This is a genomic window from Brevibacterium antiquum CNRZ 918, from assembly GCF_900169145.1.
Classification (GTDB): domain Bacteria; phylum Actinomycetota; class Actinomycetes; order Actinomycetales; family Brevibacteriaceae; genus Brevibacterium; species Brevibacterium koreense.
This window is the reverse complement of sequence record NZ_FXZD01000001.1, coordinates 274,954-288,168: the sequence shown is the minus strand read 5'-3', so window position 1 is coordinate 288,168 and position 13,215 is coordinate 274,954. Positions and strand designations below refer to the sequence as shown.

Below are 13,215 nucleotides of genomic sequence, written 5' to 3'. Positions count from 1 at the left end.
ACAGTCGGGATGATACTCCGGCGTGCACTGTTCAGCCGAAGCTTGCTGGGACGAGTCGTCGGCGCATCGTGAGGAAGTACGATTCCTTTGCTTGCGCATACATGTCGGACTGCGCAGCGCCGGCGTGCTCATCCGCCAGAGCTCGCTTCAACTGTGCGTACCTCGCACGTTCAGCGGCGTCGGTGCACAGCAGTTCAACGAAGCCCCGCGCGAAGACGGCACCGACGGAATCCTCGGCCCGGACATGGAGGTTGACGGCTTGGCCCGGGTCCGAGTTCGCGTGGAATCGTTTGGACTCCAGCTGTCCCTCACCGAGGTTGTCGACACCGTCACTGCCCGGATATCCCAGGTCCGCCAGTTGGACAGACAGTTCACGTGCGGTGTCGAGATCGGGTACGAGCAGCTGCAGATCGATGACGTTCTTCGCCGCCAGGCCCGGGACTGCTGTCGATCCGATGTGGTCGAGGCGGAACTGTCTGCCGATGCCGTGATGCAGCTTGGCGATGATCCGCTGTGCCTGCATCGGCCAGTCCTGACCAGCAGGGTCGAGGAGTTCGACTGCCCCTCTTTCCGCACGACGTCGAGCTTCCAGATTCGCCGCAAACGGAAGAATTCGGTCTTCAACGAGGTCAGCAACTCGATCCTGCGTCGCACTGACCGCCCCTGCGTTGTCGATGATCACGTCGCAGACCGCGTATCGCTGTTCGTCGCTGGCCTGCCGGGCGATGCGCGATTCGGCATCGTCGCGGGTCATACCTCTGGCACTCATCAGCCGTTCCAGTCGCAGTTCGGCCGGAACGTCGACGAGGAGATTGAGGTGATAGGCGGGGGTCATCGCGTTCTCGACAAGCAGCGGTACATCGTGGACGACCACCCCGGCGCCGGAATGCCTGGCGAAGTGCTCAGTGGTGCGGTCGCGGATCGCGGGATGCATGAGTGCGTTCAGTGCCGCGGTCGACTCTTCATCAGCGAAAGCCGCGGCTGCCAGCTGCGCCCGGTCGAGTGCACCGTCGGCGGCGATGACGTCCTCACCGAATCTCTCGGCAAGGTCGTCGAGCAGAGGCTCCCCCGCCGCGACGACTTCCCGTGCGATCTTGTCGGCATCGATGATCACTGCACCGTAGCCGGCGAGGATCTCGGAGACGGTTGACTTCCCGGCACCGATTCCTCCGGTGAGACCTATTTTCAACATGAGCTCAGCCTAGCCATATCAGGTGACCTGTGCGATATGACGTGAGACTAGCGATTCAGCGGATAGACCAGAACCTCTTCGTCGGCGAAGGACGGTTTGCCGAGGCTGGCATCGAGAAAGTGCTCGTATTCTCCCGGTTCGCCGGGCAGAAGCGGCGCCTCCGGGGCAAGGACCACATAGTCGACGCCCGAGTTGCGCAGCTCATCAACTACTGCGTCAACTTCACTGCTGTCAGGATCCGGGAAGGGTGCGCCAGAGAACACCGAGTCGTGCAGCAGCCCGTCGAGAGCGTCTTCGGGGGCCGCATAGGTGACGTCCGACTCCGGGCTCGAGCCGATGAAGTACCCGCCGGTCTCCCGGTAGTGAAAGCCGCTCACGGCCTGCCACACCATGGCCTCATCGGCATGCGGTTCGGCCCAGGCCAGGGGGCGCGGCACGGTCTTGACCACGGACCCGGCGGGGACCACCTCGGTGATGGACTCGGTGTAGAAGTCCGGCACGTAGACCTCTCGCGAGGTCTGCACCCCGGGGACCACGACCACCGCGGAGATGACGAGCAGTCCCAGCAGCGCCTGGGCTCGGCGCCTTCGGATATTCTCCAGGGCCCATTGCAGCCCGCAGCCGAGGATCGCGAACAGGGCGATCGTCGAATGCAGGACCAGGCGCATGGGCAGAATGTTGTTGAGCACGGGGATCGCTTCGATCAGCGCGAAGGGACCGACCCCGGATACGACCGTCCCGTTGAGGAGGACGGGTGAGCCCAGTGAAAGGACGAAGACCACGAACCCCGTCGCCGAGGCGATGGCCAGGATCGTCTTATACCTTCGACTGCGGATCAGGCAGATGACGATGATGACGGCGGCGATGAGCGCGGGAATGCCGACATAGGCTCCGAGCTCGGCGGAATCGATGTCCATGACGCGCGGGATCGGCGATGATCCGGACCCGAGCAGCGTCGGGCCTGCGGGGATGATGGGGTCGAGCAGGTCGGTGTTCCACACCCCATGGGGTCTGATTGCGCCTGTGGGGGCGTTCGGGCCGCGCATGGTCAGCAGCAGGGGAATCGCGAGCAGCAGTGCAAGGGCAGAGCCGATCACACCACCAAGCCCTAACCGCAGCCAACCGGCCAGGGTCCACGCTCTTCGGCCGAAGACGGCGATGGAGATGAGCAGACACAGTGCCGCGATGAAGGTTCCGGCGAGCACCTCGGTGGAGACGTAGAACTGGAAGCCGAGGACGGCGCCGAGTCCGAGGCTCAGCGCCCAGAACTCACGGCTGGCGAAGCCCGTCTGCGGAGCCCGCAGGACCAGTTTGATGATGATCAGCGCCACCAGTGGCGGGGCGACGGCGAAGGCGAGGTTGGGATGGCCGGAGGCCTGTGCGATGACGTAGCTGGAGAAGCCGACACCGCCGGCCGCGACGAAGGCGGGGACGTGGGTGAGGAACCGTGAGAACAGCGCCGCGGTCGCCAGACTCACGAGGACAGGGATGGAGATGATGAGCAGGTTGTAGCTGACGACGGGTCCCGCTGCCCAGGTGATGGGCGCTAAGATCAGCCCCAGTCCGGCCAGGGAGGTGTTCCAAGCGCCGTTGACTCCCCCGTGGAGAGTGTTCATCGCCTCCGTGTAGAGGTAGCCGTCCGCGGTTCCGCTCTGAGCTGCGTCGTTTCCCAAGCCGAGCTGTGAGCCGAGCAGCTCGGCCGCATGTCCGAGCCACCAGATGAACAGCGATGAGTCGTCATTGCTTGCGACGACCTGTCCACCGGGATCGGCAGCGACCTGCCCGAACACACAGATGCTGACAACGGTCAGCAGAAGCGCGTACCACAGCCAGGGACGAGCCCGCTGTCGCAGAGTGGGAGCAAACACAAAGGGCTCCCGATCAATCGACCGGGAGCCCTTGTGAGTGCTGTTATCAGCTGCCTGCAAGCTTCTCACGCAGAGCTGCGAGAGCTTCGTCGCTGGCCAGTGTTCCTTCGTCGCCTGCCTCTTCCGAGGAGAACGATCCGGTGGCTGGAGCAGCTTCGGCAGGAGCGCTGCCTGCTTCTTCGGAGCCGGCTTCGGCATCCGCAGCGATCGCCTTGGCGACCTGCTTCTTGTGCTCTTCCCAGCGTTCCTGAGCGGCAGCGTACTGCTGCTCCCAGACCTCGCGCTGTGAATCGAAGCCTTCCATCCACTCGTTGGTCTCGGGATCGAAGCCTTCTGGGTACTTGTAGTTGCCGTCTTCGTCGTATTCCTGCGGCATGCCGTAGAGGGCAGGGTCGAGGAATTCGTCGGCCTCTGGGTCGACGCCTTCGTTCGCCTGCTTCAGCGACAGCGAGATGCGGCGACGTTCGAGGTCGATGTCGATGACCTTGACGTAGATGGTCTCGTCAACGGAGACGACCTGTTCTGGCAGGTCCACGTGGCGAACTGCGAGTTCGGAGATGTGGACGAGGCCTTCGATGCCGTCTTCGACGCGCACGAACGCACCGAACGGAACCAGCTTGGTGACCTTGCCGGGAACGATCTGGCCGATGACGTGGGTGCGAGCGAAGTGCTGCCATGGGTCTTCCTGAGTCGCCTTGAGCGACAGGGAGACGCGTTCGCGATCCATGTCGACGTCGAGCACCTCAACGGTGACCTCGTCACCAACGGTGACGACCTCGCCTGGGTGATCGATGTGCTTCCAAGACAGTTCAGACACGTGTACGAGTCCATCGACACCACCGAGGTCGACGAATGCACCGAAGTTGACGATCGAGGAAACGACGCCGGGACGGACCTGGCCCTTCTGCAGGGTCTGCAGGAAGTCGTGGCGGACAGCGGACTGGGTCTGCTCGAGCCATGCGCGACGGGACAGAACGACGTTGTTGCGGTTCTTGTCCAGTTCGATGATCTTGGCTTCGACCTGCTGGCCGATGTAAGGAGCAAGGTCGCGGACGCGACGCATCTCGACGAGGGAAGCGGGCAGGAAGCCGCGCAGTCCGATGTCGACGATCAGGCCGCCCTTGACAACCTCGATGACCGTACCGGTGACAACACCGTCGTCTTCCTTGATCTTTTCGATGTCGCCCCAGGCACGCTCGTACTGAGCGCGCTTCTTGGACAACATGAGTCGGCCTTCTTTGTCTTCCTTCTGAAGAACGAGGGCTTCGATTTCGTCCCCGACCTCGACGACTTCGCCGGGATCGACATCATGCTTGATGGAGAGTTCTCGCGAAAGGACGACGCCTTCCGTCTTGTATCCGATGTCGACGAGCACTTCGTCGCGATCGACCTTGACGACGGTGCCCTCAACGATGTCGCCATCGTTGAAGTACTTGATCGTTTCGTCGACTGCGGCGAGAAAGTCCTCAGCGGTTCCGATGTCGTTGACAGCGACCTGCTTCGGCTGCACCGATTCCGGCGTGGTGGTGGTCATATAGGTTGGGACTCCGATGGAATTATGGTCCAGATCCGATACTCTGAGGCGATGCTGTGAAACAGCCCGAGAACTGGATCCGGTCTCGATTACGATTTTGGACATGTATACATACGCGCATACGGTTGTCAATACTAGCATCATCCATGGCGTGAATGCACGCCGAAGTCGGAAAAGAAACATGGCGATCGCCACGGAGGAATGATGAGCGACGGAAGTTATCAAGCCGAGGTCATCAGCGGTGGCTATCTGCCCATCGATGAAGAGGCCTCAGTACGCGCCAACAGAGGGTATTGGGACAATTCCGCCGAGGAGTACCTCGCCGAACACGGCAGTTTCCTGGGCGCCTCGGAGTTCATGTGGTGTCCCGAGGGAATTCACGAATCCGATGTGAATCTGCTCGGCGATGTGCGCCGACGCCAGATCCTCGAGGTCGGCTGCGGTGCCGGTCAGTGCTCGCGCTGGTTGGCCGAAGAAGGTGCCATCGCCACGGGCGTAGACGTCTCCGCCGGCATGCTCGAGCAGGCTTCTCGCCTGCAGCGAGAGCATCCCCTCAGCGAGGACGCCACTCCCCCGACGTTCCTCCACGCCGATGCCCGAGAACTGCCGTTCGCTTCGAACAGCTTCGATGTCGCGTTCTCCTCCTACGGTGCCCTTCCCTTCGTCAAGGACGCCGAGGTGGTTCTGTCCGAGGTCGCACGTGTGGTCCGCCCCGGTGGACGGTGGGCGTTCTCAACGACCCATCCGATGCGGTGGATGTTCCCCGATGTGCCCGGTGAAGCGGGCCTGACGGTCGAATACTCCTACTTCGACCGCACCCCCTACGTCGAGATCTCCTCCGATGGACAGCCCGTCTACGCCGAGCACCATCGCACGATGGGAGATTGGGTGAATCTGCTGGTCACGGCCGGCTTCACGATCGATTCGGTGACCGAGCCGGAATGGCCGGAGTCCAATCAGACTGCCTGGGGCGGCTGGTCTCCGCTGCGCGGCTCCCTCATGCCCGGCACCGTCATCTTCTCCACCACGCTCAACAAGGACTGACTCCGGGCTCAGTGCGCTGCGTCGTGCCAGGAGGTTCCGGTGCCGACGTTGACGTCGAGCGGCACGTCGAGTTCGAAGGCTGAGCCCATCTCCTCGGTGACGATCTGCGTGACAGAGTCGATCTCCTCGGGGTGGACGTCGACGATGATCTCGTCATGGACCTGCAACAGGACCGTTGACTTGTGGTCACCGAGGCGGTCGCTGACCTTGAGCATGGCGATCTTCATGATGTCCGCGGCAGATCCCTGGATCGGGGCGTTGAGCGCAGCGCGTTCGGCCATGTCCCGCAGCTGTCGCCGGTCGCTGTGCAGTGCCGGCAGGTAGCGCCTGCGACCCATGATGGTCTCGGTGTAGCCGTTGGCGCGTGCCTGTTCGACGATCTCGTCGAGGTAGTCCTTGACTGCTCCGAAGCGTTCGAAGTACTGCTCCATGAGATTCTTCGCCTCGTCGACGCCGATGGCCAGCTGGCGGGAGAGACCATAGGCGGAGAGTCCGTAGACCAGACCGTAGGACATGGCCTTGACCTTCGAACGCATCGCCGAGTCGACCTCGTCGATGCCGACGCCGAAGACCTTAGACCCGACGTAGGAGTGCAGGTCCTCGCCGTCCTTGAATGCCTGGATCAGTGCGGCGTCGCCAGAGAGGTGGGCCATGATGCGCATTTCGATCTGCGAGTAGTCAGCCGTGAGCAGTCGAGCGTCGTCGACGTGTGGGTCGGCGATGAAGATCTCGCGGATCCGTCGCCCCGATTCGGTGCGCACCGGAATGTTCTGCAGGTTCGGGTCGAGTGAGGACAGCCGCCCTGTCGCAGCGACGGTCTGCTGGTAGGTGGTGTGGATGCGTCCGTCCTCGGCCACGGTTTTGAGAAGTCCGACGACGGTCTGCTTGAGCTTCGTGGAGTCACGGTAGGCCAGCAGGTGCTGCAGGAACGGGTGCTCGGTCTTGATGAACAGCTCCGCCAACGCCTCGGCGTCGGTGGTGTACCCGGTCTTCGTGCGCTTGGTCTTGGGCATGTCGAGCTCGTCGAAGAGCACGGTCTGCAGCTGCTTCGGCGACCCGAGGTTGACCTCATGGCCGATCGCCTCATAGGCGAGTTCTGCGCTCGCGTTGGCCTGCTTCGTGAATTCGTCGATGAGTCCGGACAGTCCTGCCTCGTCGACGGCGATGCCGGCCAGTTCCATTCTGGCCAGCACAGGCACCAACGGCAGTTCGATATCGCGATAGACCTGGCTCATATTGGCTTCGTCGATCTTCGCCGCCAGAATGTCATGGACCTCGAGCAGCGCGGCCGCCCTGTGCCCGTGGGTCTGAGCGGTTTGATCGGATTCGAGGTCAAGTGCCAGCTGCCCGCTGTCGGACTCGGCATCGCTGAGTTCTATCCCGGCGCGTTCGAGTGCGATCTGCTGCAGTTCGTAGCTGCGCTGATCGGGCACCAGCAGGTAGGCAGCCAGGGCCGTGTCACCGGCAACGTCGTCGACGTCCAGGCCCAGTGAACGCCAGGCCTTGATCTGTGTCTTCGAACTGTGCAGGATGAGGGTCTTCGACCGCAGCGCCGAGCTCAGTTTCGAGACATCGGCTTCCCCCGCCTCGGCGAGGTCGACGACCCAGGCCTCGTCGGGCGCACCGGACACGGCAAGGATCCGCACGTCACCGTGTCCGAGTTCGTACCGCGCATCGGAATCGAGGGCGAGCACATCGGAGTCCGCCATCTTCTCCAGAAGTGCGGGCACGTCGAGGGTCTCAACGGAGACCTCGCGGGCGGGACCCGAAGCCTCCTCTGGGACGGCCTCTTCGCCGAAGATCGCACTCAGTCGTTTGCCGAGGGCCTGGAATTCGAGTTGGTCGAACAGGCTCGAGAGCTCGCTCGGGTCGCCCTCTCCCCATTTGAGATCGGCATAGGTCAGGCCCAGGTCGACATTGTCGAGGAGGCGGTTGAGTCGGAAATTGCGTTCGACCTCAGAAATGTGGTCGCGCAGCTTCTCCCCGACCTTGCCTTTGATCGCGTCCGCGTTCTCCAGCACACCCGGCAGATCACCGTAGGCGGCCAACCACTTCGCTGCGGTCTTGTCACCGACCCCGGGGACGCCGGGAAGATTGTCGGCCTTCTCCCCCACCAGGGCCGCGAGCCCACGGTAGTTCACGGGCGTGACCGCGTATTTCTCTTCGATCGCGGCCGGGGTCATGCGATTGAGGTCGCTGACTCCGCGTTTGGGGTAGAGGATCGTCACGGAGTCGTTGGAGAGCTGGAAGGAGTCCTTGTCCCCGCTCATCACCTCGACCTGCGCACCGGCTTCGGTGCCCATACGCGCCATGGTCGCCAGCGCATCGTCTGCTTCGAAGCCCTCTTTGGTCACCACTGTGATGCCCATGGCCACCACGATGTCCTTGATCAGATCGATCTGCGGGTGGAACTCCGGCGGCGTTTTGGCTCGTCCTGCCTTGTATTCGGGGTACTCCTCGAGGCGGAAGGTCTGTCGCCCCAGGTCGAAGGCCACGGCCACGTGGCTGGGTGACTCGTCCCTGAGGACATTGATGAGCATCGAGATGAAGCCGTAGATGGCGTTCGTCGACTGGCCGGTGCTGGTGGAGAAGTTCTCCACCGGAAGGGCGTGGAATGCCCGGTAGGCCAGAGAGTGTCCATCGATGAGCAGGAGGGATTCGTTTACTTGAGTCACATGACATAGCCTATCGTTCAAAACTGACATGAAGGAGAACGATGTTCATTCCGACCGCATCGCTGAGCGCTCACACCACTGAAGATCAGTGTCGGGAGATGCTCGGCCAGCTCAACAGTCCAGAAGCGGTCGGTGCCCTCGCCGCGAAGATGGGCATCGAGTTCACAGAACTCAGCCATGACCATGTCACGGGAGCGGTGCCGGTGACGGACAACACTCAGCCGATGGGCCTCTTCCACGGCGGCGGTCATGTCGTGCTGGCCGAGTCCCTGGCCTCGATGCACTCGTTCCTCATCTCCGGTGGCAAGAACGTGGTCGGAGTCGACCTCAACGCCACGCATCTGCGCGCGGCTCGAGACGGTACGGTGACCGGCCGCGCCGAGGTGCTCCACCAGGGACGTACGATCGTGTCCCATGAGGTGAAGATGACCGATGCCGCCGGCCGGCTTCTCTCGATCGTGCGGATCACGAACATGATCCTCAAGACCGAACCCAAGTGAGCAGCGGCCGGTGACCGGCCGACAGGCTGTCACCGCTGAATGAAGGAGGCCGGCGAATCCTCATCGGATTCGCCGGCCTCAGTATGTGTTCGGGTGGGGTGTGAGCTACTTGCTGGAGTCGATCTGCTTGAGAACGGTGTCGGCAACCTCACGCATGGTCAGGCGGCGGTCCATCGAGGTCTTCTGGATCCACCGGAAGGCCTCGGGCTCGCTGAGACCCATCGAGGTCTGGAGCAGGCTCTTGGCGCGTTCGACGACCTTGCGGGTCTCGAAGCGTTCGGTCAGGTCGGAGATCTCACTCTCCAGGGAGCTGATCTCCGCGTGACGCGACAGGGCGATCTCGAGGGCAGGGATGAGGTCCGCGGCCGTGAAGGGCTTGACCACGTAGGCCATTGCTCCGGCATCGCGAGCTCGCTCGACGAGTTCCTTCTGCGAGAAGGCGGTGAGCAGGATCACCGGGGCGATGCGCGCCTTGGCGATCCTCTCCGCTGCGGAGATTCCGTCGAGGATGGGCATCTTGATGTCCATCACGACGAGATCTGGGCGCAGCTCTTCGGCCAGGCGGATAGCGGATTCGCCGTCTGCGGCTTCGCCGACGACGTCGTATCCGACCTCGCGCAGCATCTCGACGATATCGAGACGAATCACGGCCTCGTCTTCCGCCACTACGACGCGGCGAACCGGCACGGACTCATCTGAAGTTGGTTGTTCGCTGTTTGAAAGCACGGCACCAGTCTAAACCAGGCCTCATCCGTGCACCGACATCGGTACCCAAGTTTCTTCTGTGATGGTAGCCACCCGTGTGATGGTCACCACCGCCGCCGATTGTGCAATCACATAAAAGCTGTCGTAAACTCGACTCTGTCGCGGATTCGCTCCGCGGCCGAGCCGGATTGGCGGAATCGGTAGACGCGGTGCACTCAAAATGCATTGTCGAGAGACGTGTGGGTTCGAGTCCCACATCCGGTACTTATACCCAGACAGTCGTCAGACGGTCACAGGGCACGAAGCAGCAGTGAAGGGGCCGGCGAACTCATGTTCGCCGGCCCCTTCACTCACTCCGCGAGGAACTCATCGGCGTGGACTCGGCCGAGCGCGAAGCGCTCTGCGCCGCAACAGCTCAAAAGGCAGTTCCGGCCGACATCAGCGAAATGCTCATGCCGGCCAGATGCCCACCAGGGTCAGGAACGCGCTCCACTCGAGGGCTGTTCGAGTTCAGCCTCGTCGGAATCCCCGGCGCTCTCCTCTGCGACCTCATCAACCGGCACATAGCCGTCTACACGAACAGCATCGTAGCGGTCGACATCGAGGATGTCGTGACGCTTGGCCACAATGGCAGGGACAAGAGCCTGTCCCGAGACATTGAGCGCTGTGCGTCCCATGTCGACGATCGGCTCGATCGCCAGGAGCAGACCCACACCTTCAAGGGGCAGTCCGAGAGTGGACAGCGTGAGAGTCAGCATCACGGTGGCACCGGTCGTTCCGGCCGTTGCCGCCGAGCCGATGACGGAGACGAACACGATCAGGAAGTACTGCACGATCGTGAGATCGATTCCGAAGAACTGGGCCACGAAGACGGCGGCGATCGCCGGATAGATCGCGGCACAACCGTCCATCTTCGTTGTCGCCCCGAAGGGGACTGCGAAGGCGGCGTAGCTCTGCGGAACGCCGAAATTGTCGGTGGCGACCTTCTGGGTCACGGGCATGGTGCCGATCGAGGACCGGGAGACGAAGCCCATCTGGGCGGCCGGCCACACGCCGGAGAAATACTGACGAGCTGAGAGGCCGTTGAGCTTAGCCAGCGTCGGATAGACGACGAAGAAGACGATCGCCAATCCCACGTACACAGCAACGACGAACCACAGCAGGGAACCCATGGTCGACCACCCGTAGGAGTTGACCGCATTGCCGATGAGGCCGAGGGTGCCGATCGGTGCGATGCGCACGATCCACCAGACCACCTTCTGCACGACAGCCAAGGCCGCTTCGACGAACTGGAGGAACGGTTCGGCGGCCTTGCCGACCTTGACCGCGGCGATGCCGATGGCACCGGAGACGATGATGAGCTGAAGGATGTTGAAGTCGACCTCGGAGACCAGGCCGCCGGCCTCATCGGGTGAGGTCGCAACCTCCAGGCCGAGGAAGTTCACGGGCACAAGACCGGTCAGGAAGCCGATCCAGCTGCCTTGCGAATCAGGGGCGGAACCGCTCAACGATGCGGCGTCCGCGTGCGTACCCGGCTGAATCACGACACCGAGGATGAGTCCGATGAGTACGGCGATGAGCGCGGTGAAGGCGAACCACAGAAGGGTGGAGACTGCGAGCCTGGCTGCATTCGTCACCTTGCGCAGATTGCCGATGCTGGCGATGATCGCGGTGATGACGAGGGGTACGACGGCCGCCTTGAGGAGGGTCACATAGGACGACCCGATGGTGTCCAAGGTCTGACCGAGCCAGTTGTCCTGACCCTCGCTGACCGGACCCCAGGATCGGGCGATCAGCCCGAGGACCACGCCCGCAATCAGGGCAATGGTGACCTGCACCCCGAATGATCGGCTCCACTTGGGCAATCTCATGCCATTCCTCTTCTTCGTCTGTCGGTTTCCGAATGATGCTCAACCCGAACGCCGCTCACTTCGAGCGAATCTCAGTTCAGGCAATGTTCAACTCACAGCACAACTGTTGAGCAATCTCAGAAATTCCGCAAGTCCGAGTGAAGTGGCTCTCACTGGCGCCAACCGCTCAGGTGGCTGCTCGCGCATATGTCATCGGGACATGACAACGGCGGCCACCTCATGAAGGGGCAGCCGCCGTTTCAGAGAGCCTCAGTGCCTCGGTGTGCCGTTCTCCTTGACGATCGGCACCTCATGAGTGACCGGCGTTTCGGAGACGATGCCGTACCCGGCCAAAGGATCTTCCTCATCGTCCGAGGAGTCTTCGTAAGCAGCAGCAACACCCTTGGCGGCATCACCCATCGTGTGGATGCGCAGAGCATTGGTCGACCCGGGGATTCCAGGAGGTGACCCGGCCACAAGGATGGACTGATCACCCTCGTGGGCTGTTCCGTCCGCGAGCAGCACGGCATCGACCTGTCTGGCCATCTGATCCGTGTGCCGCACAGTCTTGACCAGGTAGGGGCGCACACCCCAGGTCAGTGCCAGCTGGTGGCGAACCTGAGCATCGGGGGTGAAGCCGAGGATCGGCCAGGCGGGACGCAGACGCGACATCCGGCGTACGGAGTCACCCGTCTGGGAGAAGGTGCACAGCAGATCGATATCGAGCTGTTCAGCAATCTGAACCGCTGCGGCCGTCACAGCCCCACCTTTGGTGTGAGGAACTGTGCCCAGCTGCGGGATCCGTTCCATGCCGTGTTCCTCGGTCGACTCGATGATGCGGCTCATGGTCCTGATCGCTTCGACCCAGTAGTCGCCCACTGAAGTCTCACCGGAGAGCATCAGAGCATCGGCTCCATCGAGGACGGCGTTGGCGCAGTCGCTCGCCTCGGCGCGAGTGGGCCTGGCCGCATCGATCATGGTCTCGAGCATCTGAGTGGCCACGATCACGGGCTTGGCCTGCTGACGGGCGATCTCAACCGCACGCTTCTGCACGATCGGAACCTGCTCCAGGGGCAGTTCCACACCGAGGTCGCCGCGGGCGACCATGATTCCATCGAAGGCATCGATGACCGCATCGAGCTGATCGACGGCCTGCGGCTTCTCCAGCTTGGCGATGACGGGTGCGGAGATGCCGACCTCGTCCATGACTGCCCTGACATCATCCATGTCCTCGGGACTGCGGACGAAGGACAGCGCCACCCAGTCGAAGCCGAGTTTGAGGCCCCACTTGAGGTCCTCGATGTCCTTCTCCGACAGCGCCGGCACGGAGACCGGAACACCGGGAAGGTTGATGCCCTTGTGGTTCGAGATCGTTCCACCGATCTCCACCTCGGTGACGACATCGGTGTCGGTGACCTCGGTGGCACGCAGACGCAGGCGCCCATCGTCGATGAGCAGCGGATCGCCGACGGACACATCGCTCGGCAGAGTCGACAGTGTGGTGCTCACGACCTCGGCGGTGCCGGCGATGTCGCGGTTAGTGATCGTGAAGGCTGCGCCTTCGACCAGCTCTTCCTTGCCGTTGGCGAAATTGCCGACCCTGATCTTCGGGCCCTGCAGATCGAGCAGCAACGCGACGGCGCGGCCGGTGTCGAGCGCGGCCTGGCGCACCCAGGCGAATTTCTCTTCGTGTTCTTCCCGCTTGCCGTGGCTGAGATTGAATCTGGCCACGTCGACGCCTTCGTCGACGAGCGCGCGGATCTCTTCATAGGAGTTCTGATTCGGACCTAATGTTGCGACTATCTTTGCACGCCTCATGCACACCACCCTACCTGTACCGTGGCGGG

General features: G+C 62.5%; 9 protein-coding genes and 1 tRNA gene. 3 read left to right on the top strand and 7 right to left on the bottom strand.

Annotated elements, in window-relative coordinates:
• Nucleotides 1-31: 31 nt before the first annotated feature.
• From coaE to rpsA, 3 genes are read right to left on the bottom strand one after another with little or no spacing between them, the layout of a single operon-like run.
• Nucleotides 32-1,192 carry a dephospho-CoA kinase gene (coaE, locus tag BANT918_RS01240; protein ID WP_101618601.1) on the bottom strand — a complete coding sequence of 387 codons (1,161 nt, stop codon included), beginning with the start codon at nucleotides 1,190-1,192 and terminating at the stop codon, nucleotides 32-34.
• A 47-nt stretch (nucleotides 1,193-1,239) separates the two neighbouring features.
• Nucleotides 1,240-3,060 (bottom strand): hypothetical protein, encoded by a 1,821-nt coding sequence (locus BANT918_RS01235; protein WP_101618600.1) that lies wholly within the window; start codon nucleotides 3,058-3,060, stop codon nucleotides 1,240-1,242.
• A 46-nt stretch (nucleotides 3,061-3,106) separates the two neighbouring features.
• Nucleotides 3,107-4,594: a 30S ribosomal protein S1 gene (rpsA, locus tag BANT918_RS01230; protein ID WP_069600240.1), complete on the bottom strand. Its 1,488-nt coding sequence runs from the start codon at nucleotides 4,592-4,594 to the stop codon at nucleotides 3,107-3,109.
• 204 nt (nucleotides 4,595-4,798) lie between these two features.
• On the opposite strand from rpsA, the gene BANT918_RS01225 reads away from it, so the two are divergent.
• Nucleotides 4,799-5,638, top strand: coding sequence for a class I SAM-dependent methyltransferase (locus BANT918_RS01225; RefSeq protein ID WP_009881388.1), 840 nt, complete (start codon nucleotides 4,799-4,801; stop codon nucleotides 5,636-5,638).
• Between the two features lie 8 nt (nucleotides 5,639-5,646).
• On the opposite strand, the gene polA is transcribed toward BANT918_RS01225, so the two are convergent.
• On the bottom strand, nucleotides 5,647-8,313 hold the full coding sequence (polA, locus tag BANT918_RS01220) for a DNA polymerase I (RefSeq protein WP_101618599.1): 2,667 nt from the start codon (nucleotides 8,311-8,313) through the stop codon (nucleotides 5,647-5,649).
• A 41-nt stretch (nucleotides 8,314-8,354) separates the two neighbouring features.
• Between polA and BANT918_RS01215 the strand changes: the two genes are divergently transcribed.
• The gene (locus tag BANT918_RS01215; protein ID WP_009881391.1) at nucleotides 8,355-8,813 is read left to right on the top strand and encodes a PaaI family thioesterase; all 459 of its coding nucleotides are present in this window, start codon (nucleotides 8,355-8,357) and stop codon (nucleotides 8,811-8,813) included.
• 105 nt (nucleotides 8,814-8,918) lie between these two features.
• On the opposite strand, the gene BANT918_RS01210 is transcribed toward BANT918_RS01215, so the two are convergent.
• The gene (locus BANT918_RS01210) at nucleotides 8,919-9,539 is read right to left on the bottom strand and encodes an ANTAR domain-containing response regulator (RefSeq protein WP_418904335.1); all 621 of its coding nucleotides are present in this window, start codon (nucleotides 9,537-9,539) and stop codon (nucleotides 8,919-8,921) included.
• A gap of 161 nt (nucleotides 9,540-9,700) precedes the next feature.
• Here BANT918_RS01210 and BANT918_RS01205 point away from each other — a divergent pair.
• Nucleotides 9,701-9,782 (top strand) — tRNA-Leu (locus BANT918_RS01205).
• A gap of 212 nt (nucleotides 9,783-9,994) precedes the next feature.
• Here the strand turns inward: BANT918_RS01205 and BANT918_RS01200 are convergent.
• Entirely contained in the window at nucleotides 9,995-11,389 is a 1,395-nt protein-coding gene (locus BANT918_RS01200; protein WP_101618597.1) for a dicarboxylate/amino acid:cation symporter, read from the bottom strand.
• Between the two features lie 249 nt (nucleotides 11,390-11,638).
• The gene (gene pyk / locus BANT918_RS01195) at nucleotides 11,639-13,186 is read right to left on the bottom strand and encodes a pyruvate kinase (RefSeq protein ID WP_101618596.1); all 1,548 of its coding nucleotides are present in this window, start codon (nucleotides 13,184-13,186) and stop codon (nucleotides 11,639-11,641) included.
• Nucleotides 13,187-13,215: the final 29 nt, after the last annotated feature.

Excerpts from the sequence above, each read along its gene's own strand:
- coaE (WP_101618601.1), bottom strand. The coding sequence starts at position 1,192 with ATGTTGAAAATAGGTCTCACCGGAGGAATCGGTGCCGGGAAGTCAACC.
- rpsA (WP_069600240.1), bottom strand. The coding sequence starts at position 4,594 with ATGACCACCACCACGCCGGAATCGGTGCAGCCGAAGCAGGTCGCTGTC.
- BANT918_RS01225 (WP_009881388.1), top strand. The coding sequence starts at position 4,799 with ATGAGCGACGGAAGTTATCAAGCCGAGGTCATCAGCGGTGGCTATCTG.
- BANT918_RS01215 (WP_009881391.1), top strand. The coding sequence starts at position 8,355 with ATGTTCATTCCGACCGCATCGCTGAGCGCTCACACCACTGAAGATCAG.
- BANT918_RS01200 (WP_101618597.1), bottom strand. The coding sequence starts at position 11,389 with ATGAGATTGCCCAAGTGGAGCCGATCATTCGGGGTGCAGGTCACCATT.
- pyk (WP_101618596.1), bottom strand. The coding sequence starts at position 13,186 with ATGAGGCGTGCAAAGATAGTCGCAACATTAGGTCCGAATCAGAACTCC.